Genomic DNA, 26,888 nt, shown 5'->3' on the forward strand with positions numbered 1-26,888 from the left:
GCGATAGGCCCGATCCCGCGACATCATGGCGGAGTGGCGGCGTCCGGAGTTCTATGTGATTGTAAGAAATAGACGATACCTTCCTTCGGCTCGCGCGGAGGCGCGGCGCGGCCGGCCAGCCGCTTTCTTGGCCGCCAAAACGCCGATAGACCGAGGCGCGCCGGGTCGTTATGGGCATAGCGCCCAGGCCGCCAAAAGCCGCCGCCCGCGGGAAAATTTCGAGGAGAAAGCATGACGGTCACGCGCGACGAAGAGCCTGCGGTCGAGGGGCGGAAGGCCCCGCCAGGGATCGAGGCGGCGTCGGAGGCGACGGGGCGCAAGAAGAAATCCAAGAAGAAGGGCGAGAAGAAAGCCAAGGCGGCGGCCGCCAAGACGCGGGAGACGGCGGCGGAGCCTGCCGCCAGCGCGCCGCGCAAGGAACGGAAGGCCGAGTCGCGTGCCGCGGAGGCGGGCGCGCAATCGATGCTGATGCCGCCGATTCCATCGCCGCTGACGAGCGCCGAGCTCGAACTCATGGCCGAGAATATGGCCAAGCTCGTCGACCAGGGCCGCAAGGCAATCGCCGCGGCAATCGGCAATGTCGACGCGGGCGGGCCGCGCAGCGAGCTTGCGGCGAGCGTCGCCGACGCCACCAAGACGCTGGGCGTCGTCGCGGAATATTGGCTGGCGAAACCCGACCGCGCCGCCGTGGCGCAGGCCGAGCTTTACGGCGGCTTGAGCGAAATCTGGCGCCAGACCATGCGCCGCTATACGGGCGAGAATGTTCCGCCGATCGTGCCGCCCGATCCCGCCGACAAGCGCTTCGCCTCGCCCGAATGGGAGCAGAATCCCTTCTTCGATTGGCTGCGCCAGTCCTATCTCTATACGTCCCGCTGGGCCGGCGAGATGGTCGACAAGGCGGAGGGGCTCGATCCGCAAACGCGCGCCAAGGCGGCCTTCTACACGCGGCTGCTGGCGAGCGCGGTGTCGCCGTCGAATTTCGTCGCGACCAATCCCGAGCTGCTGCGCGCAACGATCGAGAACAAGGGCGAGAACCTGATCCGCGGTTTGAAGATGTTCGCCGAGGACATCAACGCCGGCGGCGGCGTGCTGAAGATTCGCCAGAGCGACGACAGCAAGTTCCGTCTTGGGATCGATCTCGCCAACACGCCCGGCAAGGTCATCTGGCGCAACGACGTGATGGAGCTCATCCAATATTCGCCGACGACCGAGGAGGTCTATGCGCGTCCGCTGCTCCTCATGCCGCCCTGGATCAATAAGTTCTACGTGCTCGATCTCAACAAGGACAAGAGCTTCGTGCGCTGGGCGGTCGAGCAGGGCTTTACCGTCTTCATCATCTCCTGGGTCAATCCCGACGAGAGCAAGGCCGAGAAGGGTTTCGAGGCCTATATGCACGAGGGGATTCTCACGGCGCTCGACGTCATCGAGAAGGCGACCGGCGAGCGCAAGGTGACGGCGGCGGGCTATTGCGTCGGCGGCACGCTGCTGGCGCTGACGCTCGCCTATATGGCGGCGACGGGCGACGACCGCATCGAGAGCGTCACCTTCTTTGCGACGCAGGTGGATTTCAGCGAGGCGGGCGATCTTCAGATCCTCATCGACGAGGCGCGCATGGCGGCGCTCGACGAGGCCATGGCGAAGACCGGCTATCTCGAAGGCGTGAAGATGGCCAACGCCTTCAACATGCTGCGACCGAACGAGCTGATCTGGACCTATGTGGTCAATAATTACATGAAGGGCGTCGAGCCCGTGGCCTTCGATCTGCTCTACTGGAACTCTGATTCAACGCGCATCCCGCGCGCCAATCACTCCTTCTATATGCGGAGCTGCTATCTCGAAAACCGCATCACGCGCGGCGAGATGGTGATGAGCGGCGTGCCGATCAATCTGCGCCTCGTGAAGATTCCCGTCTATTCCGTCGCGACGAAGGAAGACCACATCGCGCCGGCGCGCTCGGTTTTCCGCGGCGACAAATTCTTCGGCGGCGAGGTCACCTATGTGCTCGGGGGCTCGGGCCATATCGCCGGCATCATCAATCCGCCGGCGAAGGGCAAATATGGCTATATGACCGGCGGGCCGGTGAAGGGCGGATTCGACGAGTGGGTCGCGGCGGCCGAGGAGCATCCCGGCTCCTGGTGGCCGCATTGGCTGGAGTGGATCACCGCCCAGGCGCCGCGCAAGGTTCCCGCGCGCGAGCCCGGCGGCGGCAAGTTAGAGGTTCTTTGCGACGCGCCGGGCGACTATGTGCGCGTGAAGGCGTAATACTGCGAGCGCCGGGGAACCCCGCCGTCATTGCGAGCGAAGCGAAGCAGTCCAGAGCCGTGATGTGGCTCTGGATTGCTTCGTCGCTTCGCTCCTCGCAATGACGGCGGTGGTCGCCATGTCGGCGTCGCTGTCCAATTCAAATCGCGTGACCTCGGGCGAGATAGGCCAGCCGCGCAGCCATGCGTTCGATCTCCAGCGGATCATAGTCGGTCGGTAAATCTTCGGGCGGCACGTCGGATTCGCTTGTGCGCGTCTCCATGCCGTCGTCGCCGAAGAAGAAACGGGCGCCGGTGGGGGTGAAGGTCACGACCCATTCGGCGTTTTGTTTTTCGACACGGAAGTCGTCGGTTTTCAGCGCGTTCATTGCAGCCGCTCCGGTTGGCGGCGGCAGATAGGGCAGGGGGAGCGGCGGGCAAGCTATCCGAATAGCGATCTGGCGTGATCGGCCCCATACCTCCCCTTTACGGGGAGGTCGGCGGCCGAAGGCCGCCGGGTGGGGTTCAAGCCGCAACGACTCTGGTGGGGCTTTACCCCACCCGTCGCAGCTTCGCTGCGCCACCCTCCCCGTAAAGGGGAGGGATTGGCTCACGCCCCCGGAATGACCCCGATGCGCTGCAGGAACCAGAAGGCGCCGGCGAGCGCGATCAGCCCGGAGAGGGCGTAGACGAGCTTGTCGTGGCGTTTTCCGTCGGTGTGGCGGTCGATGTAGAACAGGATCGGCAGCACCGCCATGACGATGGCGATCTGGCCGGCTTCGACGCCGATGTTGAAGGCCGCCAGCGCCGGCACGACCGCGCCCTGCGGAACGCCCATCTCGGTCAGCGCCGAGGCGAAGCCGAAGCCGTGGATGAAGCCGAAGAGAAAGGTGTTGCGCCAACGCTGGTCAATTTTGCGCGACCAGAAATTCTCCGCCGCGACGAAGATGATCGAGGCGGCGATCAGCGCTTCGGTCAGCGACGAGGGCAGGGTGAAGATATTGAGCGCCGCGAGCGATAGCGTGATCGAGTGCGAGATGGTGAAGGCCGTGACGATCTTCACCACGGGCATGACGCTATGCGCCCAGAGGATCAGCGCGAAGAGGAAGCAGAGGTGGTCGTAGCCCGTGACGATATGCTCGACGCCCGCCTCGAAGAATTTCACCATGAGCTGGCCGGTCGTCTCCATGGGCTGCGAGAGGTCGAGCGGCGGGTTTTGCGGATAGAGCATGGTCTCGCCGGCGTTCTCGCCGTTGAGCGTGACGAGATGCTTGCCCTTGGAGCCCTGGGCGGCGAGAAGCTTGGTCGCGTCGTAGAAGGCCTTGCCGGTCGTCCCCGAGCAGTCGAAGCGCATCACGATCAGGGCGCTGTCCTGGTTCGTCGGGTCTTCGCCGGCCTTCTCGACCTTGGCGAGGCAGGCGCGGCCGGCCTCGTCGCGCATGGCGACGCGCTTGGCGACGAATTTGCCGATCTCCTCCTCCAGCACGCCGGGCGGCGAGAGATCGACGCCGGCGCGCTCGTCCATCGTGTCCTGGAACATGCGCTCGAGGTCGGTCGCGAGGAAGCCGACGTCCACCACATAGACGCGGTTTGGCTGCGGCGTGATTTTGGCGGTGGAAATGTCCGGCGTATGCGCCAGCGCCGGCGCGGCAAGCCCGATCCCCATGCAGAAGAGTAGAAGGGCGGCCAGTCTCCTCCCGAACCCGGTCATCTCGACGTTCCTTTTTGTTATGGTTGGCGCGCACCATGCCAAAGGCGCTTCGCCCCGACAAGGCCAAGTGATAAGGGCGGAGCGAATCGCCCGAGCGTTGCGGCGCAGGGAAGGCGAAGCTAGAAGGCTCGTCGGATGCGGGCGGCGGCCATTGCGGGAAAGACGATGCAGCGCGTGACGGTGACGATCGACGACGAGCTGATGAGCGCGCTCGATCTCTACATGGAGGCCGGCGGCCATCGGAACCGCTCGGAAGCCGTGCGCGACCTCGTGCGGGCGGGGTTGCTCAAAGAGCCCAAGGTTGACGACGAGGCGCGCAATTGCGTGGCCGCGCTCGTCTATGTCTATGACCACGAGACCCGGCAGCTCTCCAAAAAGCTCGTTCACGACCATCACAGCCACGCCGATATGTCCATCGCGACGCTGCATGTGCATCTCGATGAAGCCAGTTGTCTCGAAGTCTCGCTGCTCAAGGGGCGGAAATCCGAGGTCGAGCATTTCGCGAGCCATCTCATCGGCGAGCGCGGCGTGCGTTATGGACAGCTTGTCGTGGTTCCCGCGCAGCCCGAGGATGAGAAGCCGTCTTTGGGGCCCGCCAGCGCGGGTCATGCGCATCGTTGATTTTTGCAACGCTGTATTTCTGTTGCAAAAATGTGACGTGATCCTCAATTTGGTTGCGGCGTCATTGACAGCCTGAACTTGGCGTAAGAAACTTTTAAAAAAAGATCACACGCATAAAGTTTGACTGGGGGAGGCTAATGAAGCACCGTCTCACGTCCGTCTCTGTCTTCGCTATAGGGGCGGCTCTCGGCGTTTCCCCGGCTTTTGCGCAACAGGCGTTGCCGACGATCACCATCGGCCATACGCATGCCGTTTCCCATACGCATGGCGGCAAGACGCACACCCACGAGGTTTACCACACCCATGTCGTGCCGGCGCCGCGTTTGACCGTCGCTCAGCCGGCGCCCGCCGCGCCGGCCGGCCCCACGCCGCCGCCGATCACCTCCTCGAGCGAGAAATTCTTCACCGGCAAGGAAGTCAATTCCATCCCCTTCGCGCGTCCGGGCGAGGCTCTGGAGATCGTGCCCGGGCTTGCCGTCACCCAGCACTCGGGCGAGGGCAAGGCGAATCAGTATTATCTACGCGGCTTCAACCTCGACCACGGCAGCGACCTCGCGCTCTATCTCGATGGCATGCCGCTCAACATGCGCACGCATGGCCACGGGCAGGGCTATGCGGACGCCAATTTCATGATCCCAGAGCTGCTCGGCTATGTGCTCGCCCGCAAGGGGCCCTATGACGCGCAGGACGGCGATTTCTCCTCGGCCGGCTCGATCTATCTCCAATACAAAGACAAGATCGACAAGGGCTTCTATCAGTTCACCGGCGGCAGCTTCGGCTATGGCCGCGCGCTCGCCATCGCCCCCTATAAGGATTTTGCCGGCGGCTCGGCCTATGGCGCCGTCGAGTCGCAATATTACAACGGGCCCTGGGAGCGCGGCGACAATCTGCGCCGCATCAACAGCGTGTTTCGCTGGCAGCGCGGCACGCAGGAAGACGGCGCGGCGGTCACCTTCATGGGCTACGCCAACCGCTGGTATTCGACGGATCAAATCCCCGAGCGGGCGGTCAATAGCGGGCTTCTCTCGCTCTGGGGCACGTTGAACCCGACGGACGGCGGCGACACCACCCGCTTCTCACTCTCGGGCCGATGGAGTCAGACTGAGGGCAATCATTCGAGCCGCGTCGAAGCCTATGTCGTGCGCTCCACGCTCGATCTCTACAACGACTTCACTTATTTCCTGTCGAACCAGAATCTCGGCGACCAGTTCAGCCAGTTCGACCGGCGCTGGATGGCGGGCGTCAATGCGCAGCACAATATCAAATGGGACAGTTTCGGCCTGCCGGTCGAGACGCGCATCGGCGCCCAGGGCCGCTATGACGATATTCGCCTCGGCTTGCAGAACGCGTTCCGCCGCACGCCCTTCGAGACGGTCCGCAACGACGGCGTGGGCGAGGGCAGCATCAGCTTCTGGACCGATACGACCGTGCGTTGGACGCCCTGGCTGAAAACGGTCACGGGCGGGCGCTTCGATTATTTCAACGCCAACGTCAATTCATTGCAGTCGCTTTGGGGTTCTCCTGTCGTTGCGACGAGCGCGGGCCTGCCCGCCTTTCTCTGGACCGGGCCCTTCAACAGCGGCTCGAAAGACTCGGCCCTCTTCAGCCCCAAAGCCTCGATCATCCTCGGGCCCTGGGCGAAGACGGAGCTCTTCGCCAACTACGGCGAAGGCTTCCATTCGACCGACGCGCGCGGGACGGTGCAGCGTTTCTCGACCTCGGAGCTTTCCGACCAGGATAGTTTCTCGGTTGTCGCGCCCATTCCGCTGCTGGTGAAGTCGCGGGGCGCCGAGATCGGCGCGCGCACCAAATTCATCGAGGGTCTCGATTCGAGCGTCAGCTTCTTCTGGCTCAATCTCGACTCCGAGAACCAATTCGAAGGCGACAGCGGCACGACGACATACGGCCGTCCGAGCCGCCGCTACGGCGTCGAAATCGCCAACCATTACCGTCCCGTGTCCTGGATCAATTTCGACGGCGACGTCGCGCTGGTGCATGCGCGCTATCGCGGCTTCGACACAGGCCAGGCGCTCGCCTACGCCGATCTGCTGACGCCGGAGGCTCTCCCTTACGGAACCTTCCTCGGCAATGCGCCGGGCAATTTCCTTCAAAATTCCGTCGCCATAACGGCCATGGGCGGGCTGGAGATCGGCGAGGCGACGGGCTGGTTCGGGGCGATCAAATATCGCTACATCGGCCCCCGCCCGCTGACCGAGGACGGCTATCTGAAGTCGCCGGCGACGGGCACGGTCAACGCCAGGCTCGGCTATCGCTGGGCGGACGGCTGGCGCCTGCAGCTCGACGCCTTCAACATCTTCAATTCGCGCTCCGACCAGATCACCTATGGCTATGGCTCGCTGCTGCCGAGCGATCCGCTCTACGGCCAATGCCGCGCGGGCGTCGCGCCGAGCGCGGTCTGCGGCGTCGGCGTGATGGACCGCCACTTCAAGCCCGTGGAGCCGCCAGCGGTGCGTGTGACCTTCTCGGGGCCGCTGAATTTCGACGGCGGGCCGGTGACGACCCTGCCGAATTTCGCCGAGCCGTTTGGGGCGCTTGCGAAAAACTGAGGGTTGCGATCGCGGTCGCGGCTATTTGGGGAAGCGAGTCGCAAATAAGCCGCCGCCGCATCTAGGCGCGTTTGCGCTCCTGCATGTAACTGCGCAAGACGGCGTTGATGCGCCGTTGATAGCCAGGCCCTTCCGACTTGAAAAAGTCGATCAGGTCCTGGTCCAGGCGGATCGAGATGGCCTGCTTCTTCGGCGGAACGACGAGTTCCGCCTTGCTCCAGTCGATCGGTTCATATTCCGCCCAATCGGGATCGCTCGCGATCGCGGCGTCCTTTTCCGCGTCGCCCATATCCCGGATGGGTCTTTTTTTTCGAGCGCCGTCTTCAAGAGGCGTCGCTGCAAAGCTTGTTGTAGGTTTCACGTTCCTTGGTCCTCGCCACTCGGGTCGAGATGATGCGCGTCCGTTCGTTCCGTTCGGTGCAGACTACCGCGACCACCCGACCCGCCGCGGAGCCGACTGCGATCCAGCGAACTTCACCGTTTCGTTCACGGGATCCGCAGATAGGGCCCCTCGAACACTTCAATCGCCGTTTCGAAGTCGATGCCGTGTTTCTCCCAGTTCGCCTCATTCTTTGCCGGGTCCCATTCGAAGGCCCCAAAATGGACGCCTGCCATAGATTTCACCTATGATTTTTGCACCGGAGATGCGGCGCATATCAGTGATTTTTTTGAAAATTATCGCTTCGGAGAAGTGGCGTGGCGCAAAATCGCATATATAATCGTATATACGCCCTGCCTGGAGTCAAGTCCATTTGCCTCGACCGTTTGGGCCTGTAGAAGACAGCTATGCGCTTCTCCCCCTCCTTCCTCGACGAAATCCGGGCGCGCGTGCCCGTCTCCGAGGTGGTGCGCCATAAGGTGAAGCTCAAGAAGCAGGGGCGCGAGTGGCGCGGGCTCTCGCCCTTCAACGCCGAGAAGACGCCTTCCTTTTACGTCAACGACCAGAAGATGCGCTGGTTCGATTTCTCGGCCGGCAAGAGTGGCGACATCTTCGATTTTCTCACGGAATCCGAAGGGGCCTCTTTCCCCGAGGCTGTCGAGCGGTTGGCGGCCATGGCGGGCCTGCCTATGCCTCTCGAAACGAACGAGCAGCGGGTCGAGGAGCAAAAGCGCGCGACGCTGCAAGAGGTTTCGGAATGGGCGGCCGAATTCTTCCAAAAACAGCTCGCGGCCCCCGCCGGGCGCGAGGCGCGCGCCTATCTCGATCGCCGGCAGGTCTCCGCCGCCTCGCGCGAAAAATTCCGCCTCGGCTTCGCGCCGGCCGAACGCCATGCGCTGCGCGACTATCTCGCGGGCAAGGGGGCGACGGTCGAGACCATGATCGAGGCCGGGCTCCTTATCCATGGCGACGACATCCCGGTTCCCTACGACCGTTTTCGTAATCGCGTGATGTTCCCGATCTGCGACCGGGGCGGGCGGGTCATCGCTTTCGGCGGGCGCGCCATGGAAGCGGACGCACAGGCGAAATATCTGAACTCCCCCGAGACGCCGCTTTTCCATAAAGGCGCCACGCTCTACAATCTCCACAACGCCCGCAAAGCCGCCCATGACGCGGGGACGGTCATCGCCGTCGAGGGCTATATGGACGTCATCGCCCTCACGGCGGCCGGGTTCGCGCATGCCGTCGCGCCGCTCGGCACCGCGCTGACGCCCGAACAATGCAATCTCCTGTGGCGCATGGCCGAGGAGCCCATCCTCTGTTTCGACGGCGACAAGGCGGGGCTCAAGGCGGCCTTCCGCGCGGTCGATACGGCGCTGCCGCTCATTGGTCCCGGCAAGACGCTGCGCTTCGTGCTGCTGCCGGATGGGCAGGACCCGGACGAATTATTGCGCGCCGGCGGCCCGGGCGCCGTGCAGCAGGCGGTGAGCCAGACCTTGCCGCTCGTCGATCTGCTCTGGATGCGCGAGACCGAGGGCGTCGCCCTCGATACGCCCGAGCGTCGGGCCGGGCTCGAACGGCGCTTGCGCGAGATCGCCGGCCAGATCGGCGACGAAACTTTGCGCCGCTACTATGGCGAGGAATTGCGCGACCGCCTCGGCCGCCTTTTCGGCCGCGCGCCGGCGGCGCCGGCCAGGGGGCGCGATTTTACCCCACGGCGCAGCGGGGCCTACCGTCCCGGCGCAACGGAGGCGGGGCCAGTCCGGATCAGCCAATCGCTCGCCAATTCCCCGCTCTTTCGCGGCGTCAAGCCGCCGATCGCGCCGCGCGACGCCCTGATTCTGCTCATTTTGATGAATCACCCGGACGTGCTCGCCGCCCAAGTCGAAGAAGTGGCGGGGCTGGAGTTTGCCTCGAACGAGGCCGCCGCCCTGCGCGACGCCTTCGTGCGCTGGACCGAAACCGGCGGCGGCGAACGCGCCGATCTAATGCAACACCTTGAAGAGTCGGGTCTTGGCGGCGTCGCGTCGCGGCTCGAGGGCATGGTTGCGCATGCCGCGCTCTGGAGCGTGCGGCCGGAGGCGTCGCCTGCCGACGCCGCGGAGAGCCTGCGTCAGGCTTTGGTCTTGCATCGCCGTTTCTGGGCGCTAAATAAGGAGCTTCGCGCGGTGGAAGCCCGACTGGCGGCGAACTCCAGCGAGCAAGATTTAGCGCGCCTGAGGGATATTCAAACGCAACTCTCCGCGCTAGATGGCGCGGAAGCGGCTCTGGAGGGGTTCGGCGCCTCTTCGGGCCGTTCGACGCGCTCGCTTTGACTTTCTGGACCCAGCGCGCAATTTGAGTGTGGTTAGCGGGACTTTAAGACCCCGCGCGGAATGTGGAATACGAGCCGGCGCCTGGGCTTTTGGCCCGCGCCCGGGCAGGGGAAAGCCGGAGTTCGCGACCTCCGGCTCGATCGACAGATACGAGGCCTGGCCAGCAGCCCCATGAGGCGCTGCGGTCGGGAGCGTGTGGAGCTGTGTATGGCGAAGAAAGACGAAGACAAGGTCGATAATGAAGGCGCCGTGACGGCAGACGCCGCCGACGGGCCGCTTCTCGACCTCAATGACGCCGCCGTCAAGCGGATGATCAAGTCCGCCAAAAAGCGCGGCTTCGTCACCTATGCCGAATTGAACGCCGTCCTGCCGTCGGAGGAGGTTTCCTCCGACCAGATCGAGGACGTCTACGCGATGCTCTCCGAAATGGGCATCACCGTCTCCGAGGGCGAGGATCCGGACGACGCCGAGGAAGAGCAGGCCGCCGAGGAAGAGGAAGCCGAGGGCGGCGAGCTCGTCGAGAACACGCGCGCGACGGCGGTGGCCACGCGTTCCTCCGAGCCGGCCGATCGCACCGACGACCCGGTGCGCATGTATCTGCGCGAAATGGGGTCGGTCGAGCTGCTCTCGCGCGAGGGCGAAATCGCCATCGCCAAGCGTATCGAGGCCGGCCGCGAGGCGATGATCGCGGGCCTCTGCGAGAGCCCGCTGACCTTCCAGGCGATCATCATCTGGCGCGAGGAGCTCGAGGCCGGAAAGGTTCTGCTGCGCGATATCATCGACCTCGAGGCGACCTACGCCGGCCCCGAGGGCAAGGCGGGCGCGAAACCCGCCGAGGAGGAAGAGGGCGAGGGCGGCGAGATGGCGCCGGCCACCGCGCCGCGCACGCCGCCAGCAGGTCTTGCCGAAGGCGCTCCCTCAGAGGAAACCTTCGAGGAAGAAGACGACATGGAGAATTCCGTGTCGCTCTCGGCCATGGAGGCCGAGCTGAAGCCCAAGGTTCTGGAAACCTTCGCGCGCGTCGCCGACGCCTATAAGAAGCTGCGCCGCCTGCAGGACCAGAATGTCGAGAACAAGCTCAAGAACGAGACGCTGACGCCCGCTCAGGAGCGCAAATACAAGCAGCTCAAGAAAGAGATCGTCACCGACGTCAAGTCTCTTTCCCTGAACCAGAATCGCATCGAGGCGCTGGTCGAGCAGCTCTACGACATCAACAAGCGTCTCATCGGCTATGAGACGAAGCTGTTGCGCCTTGCCGACAGCTATGGCGTCGCGCGCGAGGACTTCTTCGACAAGTTCCACGGCTCCGAGCTCGACCCCAAATGGGTGATGCGCGTCGCGCAGCTTCGCTCCAAGGGCTGGAAGGAATTCGTCGCCGAAGAGAAGGACCGCATCAAGGATCTGCGCGCCGAAATCCATGCGCTGGCGACCGAGACGGGCTTGGAGATCTCCGAGTTCCGCAAGATCGTGCATATGGTGCAGAAGGGCGAGCGCGAGGCCCGTCAGGCGAAGAAGGAGATGGTCGAGGCCAATCTGCGCCTCGTCATCTCTATCGCCAAGAAATACACCAACCGCGGCCTGCAGTTCCTCGACCTCATTCAGGAAGGCAATATCGGCCTGATGAAGGCGGTCGATAAGTTCGAATATCGCCGCGGCTACAAATTCTCGACCTACGCCACCTGGTGGATTCGTCAGGCGATCACGCGCAGCATCGCGGATCAAGCGCGAACGATTCGCATTCCGGTGCATATGATCGAGACGATCAACAAGATCGTGCGCACCTCGCGCCAGATGCTGCACGAGATCGGCCGCGAGCCGACCCCGGAGGAGCTGGCCGAAAAGCTCGCCATGCCGCTCGAAAAAGTGCGCAAGGTGCTCAAAATCGCCAAGGAGCCGATCTCGCTCGAAACGCCGATCGGCGACGAGGAGGATTCGCATCTCGGCGATTTCATCGAGGACAAGAACGCCGTGCTGCCGATCGAGGCGGCGATCCAGTCGAATCTACGCGAGACGACGACCCGCGTTCTGGCTTCGCTGACGCCGCGCGAGGAGCGCGTGCTGCGCATGCGCTTCGGCATCGGCATGAACACCGACCACACGCTGGAGGAAGTCGGCCAGCAGTTCTCGGTGACCCGCGAGCGTATCCGCCAGATCGAGGCGAAGGCGCTGAGGAAGCTGAAGCATCCGAGCCGGTCGAGGAAGCTGCGGAGCTTCTTGGATAACTGAGTCCCAGTTAGGGAAGATAATGCGAGCCTGAAGGCTCGCGGTCCAGAGGCGCCCAGGACCGCGAGCCTTCAGGCTCGCTGCATCTCGCGAAAAACAACGCCGCCCTGGCGCGCGGCGTGTTATCATCCTGCGCCATGAACCCGCATCTGCGACCAGACGCTTTGCCTCTCGTTACCCAGGCCGCCGACGGCATGCTCCGGCGGCGCTTCAGCGTGGGTGAGATCGAGGAGATGGTCCGCGTCGGCATTATCGACGCGGACGAGCGGTTTGAGCTGATCGGCGGGGAGGTCGTGCCCATGTCGCCAAAAGGCGCCCGGCATGAGTGGATCAAGGGCGAACTGAACCGGTTTTTCCAGCGCGCCGCGCCCGACCATCTCGCGATCATCCCCGAGACAACGCTACGTCTCGACGCCTCCACCTTTATCGAGCCGGATTTCTGCGTCTTTCGGCGCGACTTGGATTTAACCGCGCTCGACGGCCCTGCCGTTTTGCTCGCAGTCGAGGTCGCGGATTCGAGCCTGAATTACGACAAGGGCCGCAAGATCGGCATTTACGCCGCCTATGGCGTTCGAGAAGTCTGGGTTGTCGACGCCCTACGAGCGACGATCTGGGCTCACCGCCATTTGGGGGCGGCAGGCTATGCGGAAATTATAGAGGCGCCGGCGAGCGCGGTGGTAACGCCGATGCTTGCGCCCGAGCTTGCTGTCCGCTTGGCGGATTTGGGCGTCGGCCCGGTTTCGGTTTGATACGAGATCCGCTTGATCGGTTCGGTGTCATTCCCGACGCTCGCGAAGCGAGCGATCGGAAATTCAGAACCAAACCAGCGCTTTTGTGGCTCTGGATTCCCGATCGCGCTGCGCGCGTCGGGAATGACAAGGCCGAATGCGAGCTGTTCAAACGGTAACGGTGTGAACGCCCGTCCGACCGTCGAGCCGTGAACAAGGCGCGATTTCGATTCAGGCGTCGATATACTCGGCGACTGCGACTGGCGCCGGAACCGGAAGCCCGTCCGCTTCGAGCCCCTCGATGTGGAAACGAATGGCGTCGCGGATCTCTTGCTTAATCTCTTCCAGCGTGGCGCCCGTGGCGATGCAACCGGGCAAATCTGGGACGTAGGCGGAGAAATTACCGGCTGCTTTTTCAATGACGATAGCGTAGCGCATCATTTTTTCCTTTATGCCGGGCTATCAGCTTCCAGCTAGCTCCGCATCTTCTCCCTCGTCTCCGGCATCGTCGCATAAACAACCAGCGACACGAAAATCGCCGCGCTCGCATACCAATAGAACCAGCTTTCATGGCCCTGCGTCTTGAACCACAGCGCCACATATTCCGCCGAGCCGCCGAAGACCGAGACGGTCGCCGCATAGGGCAGGGCGACCCCTGTCACGCGGATCGCAGCCGGGAAAAGTTCGGCCTTCACCACCGCATTGATCGACGTGTAGAGCCCGACGATCAGCCAAGCCACGCAGATGAGGCCGAAGGCTGTCCAGGCGTTGCGCGCCTCTTGGATGGCGGTCAGCAGCGGCGCGGTGCAGAGCGTTCCGAGCAGGCCGAAGGCGATGAGCATGGGGCGGCGTCCGATCAGGTCGGAGAGCGCCCCATAGATGGGTTGCAGCATAAGCGCGAAAAGCAGAGAGCCCGCCGAAATCCATGTGGTCTCCGCGGCGCTCAGCCCCGCCGAGAGCTTGAGGAATTTCTGCATATAGGTCGTGTACACGTAGAAAGCGATCGTGCCGCCGAGCGTCAGCCCCACGACCGTCGCCGTCTCGCGTTTATGCGAGAGCAGCGCGTGTAGCGAGCCGCGCGTCTCCTCCGCGCGCGCCGCTTCGAAAGCGGCGGTTTCGACAAGATCGCGGCGCATCAGCAGAGCGACGATGGCGAGAAGCGCGCCGATGGCGAAAGGAATGCGCCAGCCCCAAGCGCGCAGCGCATGATCGTCGAGCAAGACATTTTGCAGAACCAGCAGCACGACAAGGGCGAGGAGCTGCCCCGCAATCATCGTGACATATTGGAAGCTCGCGTAGAAACCACGCTTCTCCGGCGTCGCCGTCTCGGCGAGATAGGTTGCGCTCGATCCATATTCGCCGCCCAGACTCGCGCCCTGCAGCAGCCGCGCGAACAGCAGCAGCGCCGGCGCCGCCGCGCCGATCGTGGCGTAGGTCGGCGCAAAGGCGATGATGAGCGAGCCTGCGCACATCAGAAGCACGGAGAGCATCAAGGCCGCGCGTCTCCCGCGCCCGTCGCCGATGCGTCCGAAAATATAGGCCCCGATGGGGCGCATGAAAAAGCCGAGCGCGAAGACGCCCGAAGCTGAAAGCATCTGCGCCACGGGATCGTCGCCGGGAAAGAAAGCGTCGGCGAAATAGAGGGAGAACGCCGAATAAACGTAGAAGTCGAACCACTCCACCAGATTGCCGATCGAGCCAACGAGAATGGCGCGGATGCGCGCTTTGTCGTCGGCGCAAAGCATCAGACGAATTGGCTCGCAATATTCACCATCAAAGCGAGGATGGTGGTGTTGAAGAAAAACGAGACGACGCCATGCACGAGCGCCACGGCCCGCATCGGCCGCGAGCAGATGTTGACGTCGGCGGTCTGGCAGGCGACGCCGATGACGTAAGAGAAATAGAGGAAGTCGATATAGTGCGGCGCGGGCGTGTTCGGGAAATTCAGGCCGCCGCGCGACGGCGAGGCGCTATCCGACGCATGGGCTTCTTCACTGTAATATTCGTGGGCGTAATGGAATGCGAAAATCAGATGCATGAAGGTCCATGAGGCGACGACGGTTGTCACCGCCAACGCAATATGCGCGCCTTTTTCGTCGGCGAAGAGCATCTTCGACTGCCCAAGCTCTGCGATGATGGCGCCGATCGCCACGAAAGTTGTCGTGGCGGTGAGGAAAAGCACGGCGCTGCGGCCTTCGTCGGAAAGCTGGGCGCGGCGGCGGATCGACTCATGCGTCGCGCGTAGAATGATCCGCGCCGCGGTGAGGAGATAGAGCAGCACGGCGATATCCCAGCCGATCAGCGCGCGCGTCACGAGCGCAAATTCGGTTGGAAGCCAGTCGATGGCGACCTCGGCTCGATCGATCGCTTGCGGGATGGCAAGCCCGGCGGCGGCGCCGATCGCGCCGCAGACGGCAAGCCTGTCGTGCGCGCGCAGCACTCGCCACGGCGCGAGAAATGGCGACCGGCGCGGCTTCGTTTCGCGCGCGGGCATGTCGTTTCAGTTGCGCCGTGCGGCGACGAAGCGAGCGGCTTCGGCGAGGATTTCGGTTTTTTCCGCTAGCCCGGTGTCGGCGAGCGCGGTTGTCGCTTCTTTCACGAGCGTATCGCAGCGCGCCTTTGCGCCGTCCAATCCCAGAAGTCCGACCAGCGTCGCCTTGCCGCGTTCGGCGTCCTTGCCGGCGCGCTTGCCGAGCGCGGCGCTGTCGCCTTCGGCGTCGAGAATGTCGTCGGCGACCTGGAAGGCCGCGCCGAGCGCTTTGCCGTAACGGGTGAGCGCCGCCGCCTGCGCGGTTGTCGCCCCGCCGAGAATGGCGCCGGCGTCGACGGCGAAGCGCAGCAGCGCGCCCGTCTTCATGGCCTGCATCTGCAGCGTCTCTTCGATGGTCAGAGGCACGGCCGCCGTCTCGGCCGCGAGGTCCAGCGCCTGGCCGCCGACCATGCCGCCGAGCCCCGCGGCGCGGGCGAGCGCCAGCACCAAAGCGGCGCGCAGAGCAGCGTCGGCGTGAGTCGCGGGATCGGCCACGACGTCGAAGGCGTAGGTCAGCAAGCCGTCGCCGGCGAGAATGGCGGTCGCCTCATCGAAGGCCTTATGCGCCGTCGGGCGACCGCGGCGCAGATCGTCGTCGTCCATCGCCGGGAGGTCGTCATGGACCAGCGAATAGCAATGGATCATCTCCAGCGCGCAGGCCGTGCGCAGCGCGCTCGCGCCTTCGACGCCAAAGAGGCGCGCGCTCTCGATGACGAGAAACGGCCGCAGCCGCTTGCCGCCGCCCAGCGTCGAATAGCGCATCGCCTCCAGCAGGCGCGCAGGGCGCGTGATTTCGTCGGGCAGCGTCGCCGGGCCGAGCAAGGCGTCGAGCGCGGCTTCCGTCGCCTCGGCGGCGGAATCCAGGCGGCGGCGAAACTCTTCGGCGCGGTGGGCGGCGTCCATTGGCTATCCTTTGCAACTTAAGGGGTGCGCCCCTGCTACCAAATTTGGCTGGCGAGCCCAAGCCCTCCGCCCAAGCCCTCCGCCCAAGCCGACCGAGGCGGTCGCCGCCGCAAAGGCGCCCGAAAGGCCAAGTTAGAATGGCCCCCGGCGGAAACAAACGGCCTGTTGTATTTTCGCGACAGCGACGCGCGGAGCTTTTCTTTAGTCTCCCGTCGCGCCAGAGGCATCGCTGGCGCGTCACCCGCGCGGCGGGTCGATCGAATGTCGCCAAGCTGCGCGGCGGGTTCCTGGGCGTTTGCGTCGAAGACTCGGTTTCGCCGAAGAGTTCAAAACTTGGTTTTGGCGACGACTTGCGGCCGCCGCGCGAGGCGCGCGCGGTCATTCCCGAAAGGAGACGGATATGAAAAAGATTCTGCTGCTGACGGCGGCGATCGTTGCGGCGCCGCTCGCCGGCTGCAACTCGCCCACCGACCGCGCGCTTGGCGGCGCGGCGATCGGCGGCCTGGGCGGCGCCGGCATCGGCGCGCTGGCCTCGGGCGGAAGCGCCACCGGCACGCTGGCGGGCGCGGCGATCGGCGCCGGAACGGGCGCGCTTGTCGGCGCCGCGACGGCTCCGGCGCCGCGCTGCGCCAAATGGGGCTATGATTATTACGGTCAGCGCGTCTGCGTCGCCTATTATAACCAATAATACCATTTCCGTTTGAACAGCTCGCATTGGGGCTTGTCATTCCCGGCGGGCTGAAAGCCCGACCGGGAATCTAGAGCCACCAAAGCGCTGGCTTTGCTCTGGATTCCCGATTGCTCGCTTTGCGAGCCTCGGGAACGACAGCGAACCAATCAAGCGGATCTCGTAATAAGTTACGAAGGCCGCGCGGCGTTTGCCCGCGCGGCCATCTTTATCCGTTTGGCCAGAGGAATTGCGAAAGGCCCGGAATAGGGTCGGTCATCACGCGCAGCTTCTCCTTGCCGATGACGAGCTCCGCGCCGCCGAAAATCTCATGGGCGAGGCGCTTGAGTTGATCCGTCGAGAGGCCGAGGGCCGAAAGCTCGGAGGTCAGCGCAAGCATATCGCCCTTGGCGCCGCCCATCAGCCCGCCCATCCCGCCGAGCACGCCGCTCAACAGGCTCTTCTTGCGCGGCGCCGCCTCGGCCTCGGCGATGGCCGCCCGGGAGCCCGGAACGCCGTCGATCAATTCGTCGGCGGGGCCGTTGGGATAGCGCTTGAGGAGGAAGCCGAAGACGTGGCCGACCGCAAGACGCGCAATGGCGGGGTCGGTCCCGACGGAATGGGCGATATGGGCAATCCACTGGTCCATAAATTCTCCAAGATCGACAGTCTGGGAGCCTTCTCGCGCGCCGAGGCACGAGGCGCAACCATTGGGCTGGGATCAGCCTGCGGCGACGGAGATTTTGCCGTTCTCGAAAGAAGCCCTGAGCATCCCCGGGGTCGAATAGGCGGCGCCGCATCCGCCGTTGCGATCAACGATGATCAGGCCGCCCGAGCCCTTCACTTTTCTCACGAGATAGGCAATCGCGGCCGTTGCTGCGTCCGTCGCGGCCATGCCTTGCGTCTCCACGAAGACGGAGGCGATGCGCGCCAGCGTGGTGCGCATGAATTGCTCCCCGATCCCCGTGCAAGAAATCGCGCAGGAGTCGTTATCGGCGAAGACGCCCGCGCCGATCACCGGCGAATCGCCAATCCGGCCGAACATTTGATTGACGAGGCCGCCCGTCGAGGTCGCCGCCGCGAGATTGCCGGCGCTGTCGCGCGCCACAGCGCCGACGGTCCCAAGCTTGCCGTCCTCTGTTGCACCGTGATCGAGCGTCGTTGCGCTGCGCGCCTTTGCGCGGGCGAGCTGCGCTTGCCTCTCGGGCGTGAGAAAATAGGCGTCTTCTTCGATGACGACGCCTTGCGCGCGGCCGAAGCGCTCCGCGCCTTCGCCGATGAGGAAGACGTGCGGCGTCCGTTCCATCACGAGCCGGGCGAGCAGGACCGGATTGCGTACGCGTCTGACGCCCGCAACGGCGCCGGCCGACAGGCCGCGTCCATCCATGACCGATGCGTCGCAATAGACCGCGCCATCCGCGTTGAGCACAGAGCCACGGCCAGCGTTGAAGAGCGGATCGTCTTCGAGCAGGCGCACACACTCTGTCACAGCGTCGAGCGCGGAAGCGCCTTTTGTCAGCATGTCGGCGCCGGTTTCGATAATCGCGCGCAGGGAGGGAGCGAAGCGCTCGGGCGCGCCTATGGCGCCGGCGCCGCCATGGATCATCAGTGAGTAGCCCATGTCGTAAGAATGGCGTCTCCTGCGCCGCCCGGCAACGCCGGATACTCGCGTTCGCAAGTTTTACGACATGGCGCTAGCGAGGACGGGCGCTAGCGAGGATGGGCGCTCGAGCGTTCAGTCGCTGGGATAGTCTTCGGGCTCCACCACCGCGCCATGCGGAGCGAGGGGCGTATATCGACCATGCTTGGCGCGGCCCTGCCTCCTTATCTCGCGCGGCGATGCGCCGAAGCGTTTCTTGAAGCAGCGATTGAAATGCGACTGGTCCGAGAAACCGACCTGATAGGCGATGTCGCCGATGCGGCTCGTGTCGAAGCAGGAAGAATTCAGCATGCGGAGGGCGGCGGTCAGACGAAGCTCCTGCAAGCGTTCCGAAAATGATTTTCCACTTTGCTTGAGCAGCGCATGCACATATCGAACGGTGATCGACAGGTTCCGCGCCACCCTCCTCGGTGAGAGCTGCGGGTCTGTGTAGTTCCTCTGAATTTCCCTTAAAATGTTGCTCATATGCTTCGCGGGCAAGCCCGTCAGTCCGGGTGGCGCCGTCCGATCCTCGCAGGCGTTCAGCAGGTAGGAAACGCTGTCGATCACAAATAACTTCAGCGTCGAATCGATCAAACGGCTGGTTTTTTCGTCGATTTCCTCGTTCTTGACGCATGTATCCAAAATGCCGTCGGTGACGCTGTCGAGCAGTCTCAACAGGCAGGCGATTTCATTGTCGGACGCGGCAGGGTCGTATTTCTTGTGGTAGGCATGCTGTCTGGATTTGTTTTTGTCCTCGACGCCGATCACCCGATACAGACAGGAGGTCCGCGTCCCCGCCAGGCGGCTTCTCTCCGCGCTCACGATGCGGCTCAGATCAGTTGAGAGATGCACGAGCTTAGCTTCTGGATGTAAGGCGGAAACGTACCAGATGCGGTTCTTTGCGGATGACGGAGGCAAGCTGTCGCACAGCTCCGCTTCTCCTCGCGCAATGAAGAAATCCCCATTGGTGGCTTTGCTGAAATAATTCATCGTTATGTCCGCCGTCTATTGCCGCGCTCCGCGGTAAAATGTCGACGCGCCACGCCCCGCCAGGGCGGGGTCGGAAAAATCCGGGCGACGTCCTTCTCCATAGGAGAACGAGATGTCGGAGCGGCATTGACCTGTCTCAAGATTAAATGTGTAGATAAGGCTCAGGTCAAGAGAATTATAATAGTAAACAGCATGTATGCGTCCTTTATTTGTTTGTCTGACGTATACATTGATTGTGAACGCGGCGATTAATATTTTGTTTTGGCATGCGAATGCGTCTGTATCTGAGTTTTCCTCGGGACAGGGCGTGCTTGTGCTGTCGCCGGCTCTCTTTGACGCGCGCGAGGCTACAAGTAGTGGCGCAGGGCCGATCGGGCTTCCACGCTCATCTCATCTGGGACCGTCGGCCGATTGCGTGGTTCGTGCGATTCGTCGACCATCGGAAGCCGCTTTGCCAAAGGTCCTCCGATACGCGTGAGCAAAGTGGGCCGAGTCGAAAAAGCCCGATGCGTGTGCGGCCTCGGTGAGAGAGGCCCCCTCGGCGACTTGACGCCAGACGCCGCGCAGCCTGCTCCAGGCGCGATACCGACGAAACGGAACTCCGATCTGTCGCGTAAACAGGTGCTGAAAGCGAGAAGCGGATAATCCAACCCTCCGCGCAAGATCGTCCACCGGCGTCAGGTCGGCGTAATGCGCGTGGAGCAAATCGACTGCAGCGGAAAGACGGGGGTCGATGAGCTCTGCATTCGATGTTTCCCTGGCAAACATCGTTACGTCTGACAGCGCATCTTCAAGCCATTGCACGCTCGATGAGTCTTCATAAAACGAGCGGAACAGCGGGATTTCGGCCGAGTCGCCGATCAGCGCGCGGTTGGTCTCCGAAAAATTTCGAAGAAGCGGAGACAGAACCCCCGACGCGCCCAAATTCGGCTCCAAATAGAGAGCGGCGAAAGGCTCTCCGGCAAAATCCAATTCATGGGAGACGCCGGGGGGGATGATTGCGGCGCGGCATGTAAGCCAAGGGCCGCCTTGCAAGCGCAAACGAAACTTCCCGTAGAGGCCCACCAAGAGAACCGGCGCGCCGCCCTGGTGATCGCCGAGATAGGCTGTGGCCCCGGCCCAGAAGGCGCAGCCCCTCCCGACGTGCAGAACTGGCGCTGGCTGCTCCACTCCCGCAGCACGTTTATACAAGCGCGTCGCATCCGCCATCGATAATCTCCTCAGATCGCAATTCGACGCTGAAACGCGTCGTCATTTAAAGAAGGCCAAAAATGCGGATTACTTTTCTTTTAGCGTTTGCCGGCCTGTTGCTGGCAATCGCCCTTACGATCGCCTGGGTTTTGGCGGAAACGCTGTTCTTCCCGCACGGGCAACTCGCAGGGCTCATTGTCGATCGCAACAGTCTCATCAGATCGCATATAGACTACCTGATGATGGCCCAATTCATATTTCTCTTTGCGCTGCTTTTCCGGCAGTATTCGATCATTCCGCCGTGGTGGGTGATGGGCGCTAGCTGTTATGGAGCTTTCTTCAATCCCCTGGGATTTCTGAAGTGGGCGCTAATTGCGAAGCCCCCTGCAGACGCGCCGCCGATCGAGCCTCATTTCTCGCTTCAGGGAGCGGCGACTTTCACCTGCACGACGGTCGGATTTCTCGCAGCCGTCGTGCTCATAATCGGAGCTGCATGGCGATCATCCAAGGCTAGGAGCGAGGCTTTCGCATCGCAAGCCCGCGCGGACGCCAGCGCTATTTAAACCCGTCCGCCGCCGGCCAAAGGACCCGCTCTAATTCGCGGGTCTGCCCGGCGGCATGGGCGCCGCTTCGTAATCGGGCGGCAGCAGAAGCGGCGTTTGCCCGGCCGGCGTGGGCAGCGTCAGTTGATCGGCCGGCGGCGGGGTTTCGGCGGGCAGAAGATTGCCCCAATCGGTGCGGTTCATCATGCCTGCCTGCATGATCTCCGGCACGATCGGCTTGCCATTGCGAATTTCCCAACCGCCGCCGAGCGCCTTGTAAAGGGCGACAAGATTGGTGGCGATGTTCGAGCGCGTGTCAGCGAGCCTGTTACGCTCCTCCAGCAATCGCGTCTGCGCGTCGAGCACGCGCTGAAAATTTTCGGCGCCTTCGCGATATTGGATGAAGGAAAGCTCGACGGCGCGCTCGGCTGCTTTCACGGAATTTTGCAGACTGGCGGCGCGTTGCTGCGCCTTCAGGAAGCCGACAAGCGCATCCTCGACCTCGCGGGCGGCTTTGAGCACCGTATCTTCGTAAATGACCAGCGCCTGCTGGAAGCGCGCGTCCTGCGCCCGGATGTTGTTGGCGATGCGGCCATAGTTGAGAAGCGACCAGCGAAAACTCGGTCCCGTCGAGAGGAAAAGACTGCCGGGCGCGAAGATTTTGCCTAAATCCGAGGCCTGCACGCCGATCTCGCCGAAGAGGAAGAAGCGCGGATAGAGATCGGCTTCCGCAATGCCGATGCGCGCGCTCTCGGCGGCCGCGTTCATCTCGGCCTTGTGGAGATCGGGCCGGCGCCGCAGCAGCTCCGCCGGCAGGCCAACGGCGACGCGCGGCGAGGCGGAGGGGATTTGCCGCGGCCCTTGCAGCAATTTATCCACGCCACCCGGCGGGCGGCCGAGCAATACGCTGAGCGCATTTTTGGCGCGCTGCAGACCGGTCTCCAAATCGGGAATGCTGGCGATCGTATTTTCGAGCAAAGCGCGCTGCTGAGCGACGTCGAGCTCGGACGTTGCGCCCGCGCGGAAGCGCGCTTCGGCGATCTGCAATCCTTCCTTTTGAAGCCGCACGTTCTCGCGCGCGATCTCGATGAACCTTTCGAAAGTGCGTACGCTGACATAGCTGCGCGCCACTTCCGCCGTGAGCGAAACGAGCGCATTGTCGTAATCGGCGATCGCGCTCGACATTTGCGCTTCCGCAGCCTCGACGTTGCGGCGGTAGCGGCCCCAGAAATCGATCTCCCAGCTCGCGTCGAAGCCGATCGAATAATCGGCGAAGGCGTGCGTCGGCAGGCTGGCTCTATTCGCGGCCTGTTCGCTGATCTTGTTCCAGGTCGCGGCGCCGCTGCCCTCCTGCTGCTGCGGGAAGAGCTGGCCGATGGCGACGCCGAGCTGGGCGCGCGCTTCGAGAATGCGCAGCCCGGCGATCTGCACGGGCAGGTTCTGCTCGGCGGCGAGATGGACGAGCCGATCGAGCGCCGGGTCCTTGAAGGTCCGCCACCAATTGCTCATCACTTGTTTGTTGGAAACGCGCTTGTCGCTCTTTTCGATCCAATTGTCCTGGACCGAGGCTTCCGGCGGCTGGAAATCCGGGCCGACCGCGCAGCCGCTGATTGCGAACGCCAGGCCCATCGCAGAAAGGGCGCTTCCGACGAAAGTAGCCGACGGCCGCGGCTTTTTCTTTGCGCGCATCATTTCGTCACCGTGATGGATTTTCGAAACAGCGAGAGGCTGTAGCTGAAAAAAGCGAGGCCGATCGCCGCGACCATGACAAATTGCGGCCAAACGGCGCTCAAGCCGCCGCCGCGATAGATGATCTTCTGTGAGAAGCTGACGAAGTGCCGCGACGGCAGAAAGACGGTGATGTATTGCAGCCACACCGGCTGGCTTTCGACCGGCGTGTTGCCGCCCGAAAGCAATTCCAGCACGACGACCACGAGAATGATGAGCAGCGCGAATTGCGCCATGGAGCGTGAGATCGTGCCGAGGAAGATGCCGAGCGCAGTGGCGAAGAACAGATAGAGCCCGACGCCGGAGAACCATAGGCCGACCGAGCCCGCGAAGGGAACCTCCAGCGCCTTCATCACGATGAGATAGAGCGACGCCGCTGTGGCGAAGAGGATCACGAGACTGTTCGCCCAGACTTTCGCCATCGCGATCTCGAAGGCGGTGAGCGGCATGACGAGGAGATGCTCCAGCGTCCCATGCTCGCGTTCGCGAATCACCGCTGCCCCGGTGAGAATGATAGTCAGTATGGTGATCTCGTTGATGATGCCGACAATGCTCGCGAACCAGGCGGTGACGCCGTTCGGGTTGAACAGGCGGCGAATGACGAGATCGATGGGTTGGGGCGTCGCCCCGCTGGCGCGGCTGAAGAAGGACGTGATGCGCTGATTGACGATATTCTTGATATAGCCGGCGCCGATCGACGCCTGCTGCATTGCGGTGGCGTCGATGCTGAGCTGAATATCGGGATGGCGTCCGGCGCTGAGATCCGACTGGAAACGCGGTGGAATCGACAAAACGAACATATAGCGTCCCTCGTCCATCGCCGGCTCCGCCTCATCGGCGGTGATCATTTCCGGCTCCTGGAAGCGCGGCGGATAAAAGGCGTTCATCAGCTCTTTGGAGAGCGCCGAGCGGTCTTCGTCGACGAAAGCGATGGAGGCGTTGTTCACCTCGCTCGACGTGCCGGTGGCCTGGGCGTAGATCGAGCCCGTGAAAGCATAGGCGACGAAGAAGAGCATGACGGAGTCGCTGGCGAGGCTGCGAAGCTCCTTCAATCCGAGCCAGAAAATATTGAGCAGCGACTTCATCGCTACTTCTCCTGCTTTCTGAGCCCGAGCGTGCTCACGGTCCAGAGAACGGGGATGCAGCAGGCGAGGAAGATCACGTCGCGCATCAGGAGATCGGCGCCCAGCCCCTTGGTGAAGGCGCCGGTGCTCGCATGCATGTAGTAGCTGGTCGGCCAGATCGAGCCGATGATTTTGGCGTTGCCGGAGAGCGTCGAAACCGGCTGCAGCATGCCGGAGAATTGGATCGTGGGCAGCAGCGTGACGATGGCGGTGATGAAGACCGCCGCCACCTGGCTGCTCACGAAGGTCGAGATCACGAGGCCGATGCCGGTTGTCGCCGTGACATAGAGCAGGGTGCACAGGGTGAGCATCAGGAAGCTCCCCTTGATCGGTATGGCGAATACGGTGACCGCCATGGCGACGAGGATGAAATAATTCAGCATGCCGATGGCGATATAGGGAAGCTGCTTGCCGAGCAGATATTCGATCCGCCGCGTCGGCGTGACGTAGAAATTGATGATCGAGCCGAGCTCCTTCTCGCGCACCACGCTGATCGCCATCAGAATGGCGGGGATCAGGATCAGCAGGATCGGCGGAACGCTCGGGACCATCGCATAGACGCTCTCGAACGTCGGATTATACATGTAGCGTTCCTGAAAATTCGCGCTGTATTTTTGCGGCTTCAGATCGAGCCCGTTGGCGGGATCGCGCAGCGCCGTGCTCTGCACATTCTGCACATATTGCGACACTGTCTCGCCGCGAAACGTATTGGCGCCGTCGACCTGGGCCATCACCTCGGGCCGCGCGCCTTTGCGCAGATCCCGTCCGAAACGGGGTGGAATTTCCAGAACGAGCGATATGTCGTCGGCTTGCAGCCGCTTCAGCGCCTGCTCGGCTGACTCCACCGCCGGCGTTTCGACGAAATAGCGCGGCGTGCCCCGGAACTCGTCGAGATAGGCGCGGCTTTCGAAAGACTGGTCGTGATCGAAGGTCGCGTAACGAACATGCTCGACATCCGTCGTGATGCCGAAACCGAACACGAGCATCAGCAAAGCCGAGCCGACGAACGCAAAGGCGAGGCGAACCGGGTCGCGCAGGATTTGCATAGCTTCGTTGGCGCTATAGGCGCGCATGCGCTCGAGCCGCAGCGCAATGCCGGAGAGAGGGGCCGGCGTTTTCTTTTCTTGGCTGTCATCCGCGGATTTGGCGGCGGCCTCGCTCTTGCCGGCTGCGCCCGCGCCGATTGCATCCTCCATGTAGCCGATGAAGGCTTCCTCCAGCGTGTCGGCGCCGCGCGCCTCGATGAGCTTCTGCGGCGCGTCGCAGGCCAGCACCTTGCCGGCGTTCATGAGCGAGATGCGGTCGCAGCGCATCGCCTCATTCATGAAGTGGGTGGTGACGAAAATCGTCACGCCCTGATTGCGCGACAAATCGATCAGCAGTTCCCAGAAGCTGTCGCGCGCGACCGGATCGACGCCGGAGGTGGGTTCGTCGAGAATGAGGAGCGGCGGATCGTGTAGAACCGCGACAGCGAGCGACAGGCGCTGGCGCAGGCCCATGGGCAAATCGCCGGCGAGCGCGTCCATATAGGGGCCAAGGCCGAATTTCTCGACGAGAGTGTCGATGCGCGCACGCGCCGTCTCGTCCGGGATATGATAGAGCTTCGCGTCGAGCAGGAGGTTCTGACGCACGGTCAATTCGCCATAGAGCGAAAAGGCCTGCGTCATATAGCCGATATTGTTGCGCACCTCTATGCTGCCGGCTTCGACAGACTGGCCGAACAGCGTCGCAGTCCCTTCCGTGGGCGGCAGCAGGCCGGTGAGCATCTTCATCGTCGTCGACTTGCCGCAGCCATTCGAGCCGAGAAATCCGAAGATTTCGCCGCGCTCGATGGTCAGCGTCACATGATCGACCGCGACGAAATCGCCGAAGCGGCGCGTCAGTCCTTTTGCGTCGATCGCGATGTCCGTCTTGCCTGCTGGGCGCGGCGGAATCGTCAGATCGACATGCCCCGTGCGCTTTTCTTCCGGCAGAAGCTGGATGAAGCATTTTTCCAGATCGCTGACGCCGGTGCGGGCCATCAGCTCGGCGGGCGCGCCGGTCGCGAGCACCTTGCCCGCGTCCATGGCGACGATCCAATCCCATTGCTGGGCTTCGTCCATATAGGCCGTCGAAATGATGACGCTCATAGATGGACGGCTGGCGCGGATGTCGTCGATCAGGCTCCAGAATTGGCGGCGCGACAGCGGATCGACGCCGGTCGTGGGCTCGTCGAGTATGAGCAGGTCCGGCTCGTGCACCAGTGCGCCGCACAGGCCCACTTTCTGCTTCATGCCGCCAGAGAGCTTGCCGGCCGGACGATCGGGGAAGGGGCCGAGACCCGTGGCGTCGAGAAGCTCTTTGACTTTGTCTGCGCGCTCCTCTTTCGAGAGGCCGAAGAGCCGCGCCATGAAGTCGACGTTCTCTTGCACGCTCAGCTCGAAATAAAGATTCTTGCCGAGGCCCTGCGGCATATAGGCGATTCGCGGGCAGGCGTCGCGGCGGTGGCGCGCGTCGGACATGTCGCCGCCGAGCGCGACCACTTTCCCTTGTTGAATCTGTTTCGAGCCGGCGATCAACGCCAGCAGAGTCGATTTGCCGACGCCGTCGGGCCCGATCACGCCGACCATGCGGCCTGACGGGATCTCGAGCGAGAGATCATCCACGGCGACCGTCGCGCCATAGCGATGGGTGACGCGCTCGATCGAGACGACGGCGCCCGGCGTTTTGGCCTTTGTGGCGGAGAGCGGCGGCTCTGTGCTCATGATCTCCGAGCTTCTGCGCGCGTGTCGGTTGGGCGCATCAGCG

The 26,888-nt window shown here is 63.2% G+C and carries 24 protein-coding genes; 8 read left to right on the top strand and 16 right to left on the bottom strand.

Going from position 1 to position 26,888, the window contains the following annotated elements:
• Window positions 1–231 precede the first annotated feature (231 nt).
• Window positions 232–2,262 (top strand): class I poly(R)-hydroxyalkanoic acid synthase, encoded by a 2,031-nt coding sequence (gene phaC, locus QMG84_RS05150; RefSeq protein ID WP_281930932.1) that lies wholly within the window; start codon window positions 232–234, stop codon window positions 2,260–2,262.
• A 139-nt stretch (window positions 2,263–2,401) separates the two neighbouring features.
• On the opposite strand, the gene QMG84_RS05155 is transcribed toward phaC, so the two are convergent.
• Together QMG84_RS05155 and QMG84_RS05160 are read right to left on the bottom strand one after the other, a co-directional pair.
• Window positions 2,402–2,629, bottom strand: coding sequence for a hypothetical protein (locus tag QMG84_RS05155; RefSeq protein WP_281930934.1), 228 nt, complete (start codon window positions 2,627–2,629; stop codon window positions 2,402–2,404).
• A gap of 221 nt (window positions 2,630–2,850) precedes the next feature.
• Window positions 2,851–3,951 (bottom strand): HupE/UreJ family protein, encoded by a 1,101-nt coding sequence (locus QMG84_RS05160; protein WP_281930936.1) that lies wholly within the window; start codon window positions 3,949–3,951, stop codon window positions 2,851–2,853.
• Between the two features lie 165 nt (window positions 3,952–4,116).
• Here QMG84_RS05160 and nikR point away from each other — a divergent pair, with 165 nt between their 5' ends.
• Complete coding sequence (gene nikR / locus QMG84_RS05165; RefSeq protein WP_202072203.1) at window positions 4,117–4,572, top strand: nickel-responsive transcriptional regulator NikR; 456 nt, start codon at window positions 4,117–4,119, stop codon at window positions 4,570–4,572.
• A gap of 137 nt (window positions 4,573–4,709) precedes the next feature.
• Window positions 4,710–7,139: a TonB-dependent receptor gene (locus QMG84_RS05170; RefSeq protein ID WP_281930939.1), complete on the top strand. Its 2,430-nt coding sequence runs from the start codon at window positions 4,710–4,712 to the stop codon at window positions 7,137–7,139.
• Between the two features lie 61 nt (window positions 7,140–7,200).
• On the opposite strand, the gene QMG84_RS05175 is transcribed toward QMG84_RS05170, so the two are convergent.
• From QMG84_RS05175 to QMG84_RS05185, 3 genes are read right to left on the bottom strand one after another with little or no spacing between them, the layout of a single operon-like run.
• Complete coding sequence (locus QMG84_RS05175) at window positions 7,201–7,428, bottom strand: BrnA antitoxin family protein (protein WP_281930940.1); 228 nt, start codon at window positions 7,426–7,428, stop codon at window positions 7,201–7,203.
• Between the two features lie 34 nt (window positions 7,429–7,462).
• Window positions 7,463–7,576 (bottom strand): BrnT family toxin, encoded by a 114-nt coding sequence (locus QMG84_RS05180; protein ID WP_281930942.1) that lies wholly within the window; start codon window positions 7,574–7,576, stop codon window positions 7,463–7,465.
• A gap of 49 nt (window positions 7,577–7,625) precedes the next feature.
• Window positions 7,626–7,754, bottom strand: coding sequence for a BrnT family toxin (locus tag QMG84_RS05185; RefSeq protein ID WP_281930944.1), 129 nt, complete (start codon window positions 7,752–7,754; stop codon window positions 7,626–7,628).
• Window positions 7,755–7,925: 171 nt separating this feature from the next.
• On the opposite strand from QMG84_RS05185, the gene dnaG reads away from it, so the two are divergent.
• The 3 genes from dnaG to QMG84_RS05200 all read left to right on the top strand — a co-directional run bounded on the left by dnaG (window position 7,926) and on the right by QMG84_RS05200 (window position 12,805).
• A complete protein-coding gene (dnaG, locus tag QMG84_RS05190) occupies window positions 7,926–9,833 on the top strand; it encodes a DNA primase (protein WP_281930945.1) in 1,908 nt (635 codons plus the stop codon).
• 207 nt (window positions 9,834–10,040) lie between these two features.
• Window positions 10,041–12,059, top strand: coding sequence for an RNA polymerase sigma factor RpoD (gene rpoD / locus QMG84_RS05195; RefSeq protein WP_202072208.1), 2,019 nt, complete (start codon window positions 10,041–10,043; stop codon window positions 12,057–12,059).
• A gap of 116 nt (window positions 12,060–12,175) precedes the next feature.
• Window positions 12,176–12,805: a Uma2 family endonuclease gene (locus tag QMG84_RS05200; RefSeq protein ID WP_281930946.1), complete on the top strand. Its 630-nt coding sequence runs from the start codon at window positions 12,176–12,178 to the stop codon at window positions 12,803–12,805.
• Window positions 12,806–13,015: 210 nt separating this feature from the next.
• Here QMG84_RS05200 and QMG84_RS05205 read toward each other — a convergent pair whose 3' ends face one another.
• Genes QMG84_RS05205 through QMG84_RS05220 form a run of 4 tightly spaced genes read right to left on the bottom strand, consistent with a single transcriptional unit; the run spans window position 13,016 to window position 16,217 of the window.
• Entirely contained in the window at window positions 13,016–13,222 is a 207-nt protein-coding gene (locus QMG84_RS05205) for a type II toxin-antitoxin system HicB family antitoxin (protein WP_281931918.1), read from the bottom strand.
• A gap of 35 nt (window positions 13,223–13,257) precedes the next feature.
• On the bottom strand, window positions 13,258–14,529 hold the full coding sequence (locus tag QMG84_RS05210) for an MFS transporter (RefSeq protein ID WP_281930948.1): 1,272 nt from the start codon (window positions 14,527–14,529) through the stop codon (window positions 13,258–13,260).
• Window positions 14,529–15,278 (bottom strand): DUF1345 domain-containing protein, encoded by a 750-nt coding sequence (locus tag QMG84_RS05215; protein WP_281930950.1) that lies wholly within the window; start codon window positions 15,276–15,278, stop codon window positions 14,529–14,531. Before QMG84_RS05215 ends, QMG84_RS05210 begins: the two co-directional genes overlap by 1 nt.
• Window positions 15,279–15,284: 6 nt before the next feature.
• Complete coding sequence (locus QMG84_RS05220; RefSeq protein WP_281930951.1) at window positions 15,285–16,217, bottom strand: polyprenyl synthetase family protein; 933 nt, start codon at window positions 16,215–16,217, stop codon at window positions 15,285–15,287.
• 400 nt (window positions 16,218–16,617) lie between these two features.
• Here QMG84_RS05220 and QMG84_RS05225 point away from each other — a divergent pair, with 400 nt between their 5' ends.
• Window positions 16,618–16,905, top strand: coding sequence for a YMGG-like glycine zipper-containing protein (locus QMG84_RS05225; protein WP_202072213.1), 288 nt, complete (start codon window positions 16,618–16,620; stop codon window positions 16,903–16,905).
• 208 nt (window positions 16,906–17,113) lie between these two features.
• Here QMG84_RS05225 and QMG84_RS05230 read toward each other — a convergent pair whose 3' ends face one another.
• The 4 genes from QMG84_RS05230 to QMG84_RS05245 form a co-directional block, all read right to left on the bottom strand.
• The gene (locus tag QMG84_RS05230) at window positions 17,114–17,533 is read right to left on the bottom strand and encodes a DUF2267 domain-containing protein (protein ID WP_281930953.1); all 420 of its coding nucleotides are present in this window, start codon (window positions 17,531–17,533) and stop codon (window positions 17,114–17,116) included.
• A 72-nt stretch (window positions 17,534–17,605) separates the two neighbouring features.
• Complete coding sequence (locus QMG84_RS05235) at window positions 17,606–18,505, bottom strand: isoaspartyl peptidase/L-asparaginase family protein (RefSeq protein WP_281930954.1); 900 nt, start codon at window positions 18,503–18,505, stop codon at window positions 17,606–17,608.
• 114 nt (window positions 18,506–18,619) lie between these two features.
• A complete protein-coding gene (locus QMG84_RS05240; RefSeq protein ID WP_281930955.1) occupies window positions 18,620–19,378 on the bottom strand; it encodes a helix-turn-helix domain-containing protein in 759 nt (252 codons plus the stop codon).
• A gap of 528 nt (window positions 19,379–19,906) precedes the next feature.
• A complete protein-coding gene (locus QMG84_RS05245) occupies window positions 19,907–20,725 on the bottom strand; it encodes an AraC family transcriptional regulator (RefSeq protein WP_281930957.1) in 819 nt (272 codons plus the stop codon).
• A gap of 62 nt (window positions 20,726–20,787) precedes the next feature.
• Here QMG84_RS05245 and QMG84_RS05250 point away from each other — a divergent pair, with 62 nt between their 5' ends.
• Window positions 20,788–21,270: a hypothetical protein gene (locus QMG84_RS05250; RefSeq protein ID WP_281930958.1), complete on the top strand. Its 483-nt coding sequence runs from the start codon at window positions 20,788–20,790 to the stop codon at window positions 21,268–21,270.
• A gap of 30 nt (window positions 21,271–21,300) precedes the next feature.
• Here QMG84_RS05250 and QMG84_RS05255 read toward each other — a convergent pair whose 3' ends face one another.
• Genes QMG84_RS05255 through rbbA form a run of 3 tightly spaced genes read right to left on the bottom strand, consistent with a single transcriptional unit; the run spans window position 21,301 to window position 26,845 of the window.
• The gene (locus QMG84_RS05255; protein WP_281930960.1) at window positions 21,301–22,878 is read right to left on the bottom strand and encodes an efflux transporter outer membrane subunit; all 1,578 of its coding nucleotides are present in this window, start codon (window positions 22,876–22,878) and stop codon (window positions 21,301–21,303) included.
• 59 nt (window positions 22,879–22,937) lie between these two features.
• Complete coding sequence (locus QMG84_RS05260) at window positions 22,938–24,062, bottom strand: ABC transporter permease (RefSeq protein ID WP_281930961.1); 1,125 nt, start codon at window positions 24,060–24,062, stop codon at window positions 22,938–22,940.
• A gap of 2 nt (window positions 24,063–24,064) precedes the next feature.
• The gene (gene rbbA / locus QMG84_RS05265; RefSeq protein ID WP_281930962.1) at window positions 24,065–26,845 is read right to left on the bottom strand and encodes a ribosome-associated ATPase/putative transporter RbbA; all 2,781 of its coding nucleotides are present in this window, start codon (window positions 26,843–26,845) and stop codon (window positions 24,065–24,067) included.
• Between the last annotated feature and the right edge of the window lie 43 nt (window positions 26,846–26,888).

The organism is Methylocystis iwaonis (assembly GCF_027925385.1).
Classification (GTDB): Bacteria; Pseudomonadota; Alphaproteobacteria; order Rhizobiales; family Beijerinckiaceae; genus Methylocystis; species Methylocystis iwaonis.

Bases quoted from the DNA above. Each gene is read 5' to 3' on its own strand.
- rbbA (WP_281930962.1), bottom strand. From the start codon at position 26,845: ATGAGCACAGAGCCGCCGCTCTCCGCCACAAAGGCCAAAACGCCGGGC.
- QMG84_RS05255 (WP_281930960.1), bottom strand. From the start codon at position 22,878: ATGGGCCTGGCGTTCGCAATCAGCGGCTGCGCGGTCGGCCCGGATTTC.
- QMG84_RS05215 (WP_281930950.1), bottom strand. From the start codon at position 15,278: ATGCCCGCGCGCGAAACGAAGCCGCGCCGGTCGCCATTTCTCGCGCCG.
- QMG84_RS05220 (WP_281930951.1), bottom strand. From the start codon at position 16,217: ATGGACGCCGCCCACCGCGCCGAAGAGTTTCGCCGCCGCCTGGATTCC.
- QMG84_RS05260 (WP_281930961.1), bottom strand. From the start codon at position 24,062: ATGAAGTCGCTGCTCAATATTTTCTGGCTCGGATTGAAGGAGCTTCGC.
- phaC (WP_281930932.1), top strand. From the start codon at position 232: ATGACGGTCACGCGCGACGAAGAGCCTGCGGTCGAGGGGCGGAAGGCC.
- dnaG (WP_281930945.1), top strand. From the start codon at position 7,926: ATGCGCTTCTCCCCCTCCTTCCTCGACGAAATCCGGGCGCGCGTGCCC.
- QMG84_RS05225 (WP_202072213.1), top strand. From the start codon at position 16,618: ATGAAAAAGATTCTGCTGCTGACGGCGGCGATCGTTGCGGCGCCGCTC.
- QMG84_RS05175 (WP_281930940.1), bottom strand. From the start codon at position 7,428: ATGGGCGACGCGGAAAAGGACGCCGCGATCGCGAGCGATCCCGATTGG.
- QMG84_RS05245 (WP_281930957.1), bottom strand. From the start codon at position 20,725: ATGGCGGATGCGACGCGCTTGTATAAACGTGCTGCGGGAGTGGAGCAG.
- QMG84_RS05155 (WP_281930934.1), bottom strand. From the start codon at position 2,629: ATGAACGCGCTGAAAACCGACGACTTCCGTGTCGAAAAACAAAACGCC.
- QMG84_RS05250 (WP_281930958.1), top strand. From the start codon at position 20,788: ATGCGGATTACTTTTCTTTTAGCGTTTGCCGGCCTGTTGCTGGCAATC.
- nikR (WP_202072203.1), top strand. From the start codon at position 4,117: ATGCAGCGCGTGACGGTGACGATCGACGACGAGCTGATGAGCGCGCTC.
- rpoD (WP_202072208.1), top strand. From the start codon at position 10,041: ATGGCGAAGAAAGACGAAGACAAGGTCGATAATGAAGGCGCCGTGACG.
- QMG84_RS05235 (WP_281930954.1), bottom strand. From the start codon at position 18,505: ATGGGCTACTCACTGATGATCCATGGCGGCGCCGGCGCCATAGGCGCG.
- QMG84_RS05170 (WP_281930939.1), top strand. From the start codon at position 4,710: ATGAAGCACCGTCTCACGTCCGTCTCTGTCTTCGCTATAGGGGCGGCT.
- QMG84_RS05185 (WP_281930944.1), bottom strand. From the start codon at position 7,754: ATGGCAGGCGTCCATTTTGGGGCCTTCGAATGGGACCCGGCAAAGAAT.
- QMG84_RS05205 (WP_281931918.1), bottom strand. From the start codon at position 13,222: ATGCGCTACGCTATCGTCATTGAAAAAGCAGCCGGTAATTTCTCCGCC.
- QMG84_RS05160 (WP_281930936.1), bottom strand. From the start codon at position 3,951: ATGACCGGGTTCGGGAGGAGACTGGCCGCCCTTCTACTCTTCTGCATG.
- QMG84_RS05230 (WP_281930953.1), bottom strand. From the start codon at position 17,533: ATGGACCAGTGGATTGCCCATATCGCCCATTCCGTCGGGACCGACCCC.
- QMG84_RS05210 (WP_281930948.1), bottom strand. From the start codon at position 14,529: ATGCTTTGCGCCGACGACAAAGCGCGCATCCGCGCCATTCTCGTTGGC.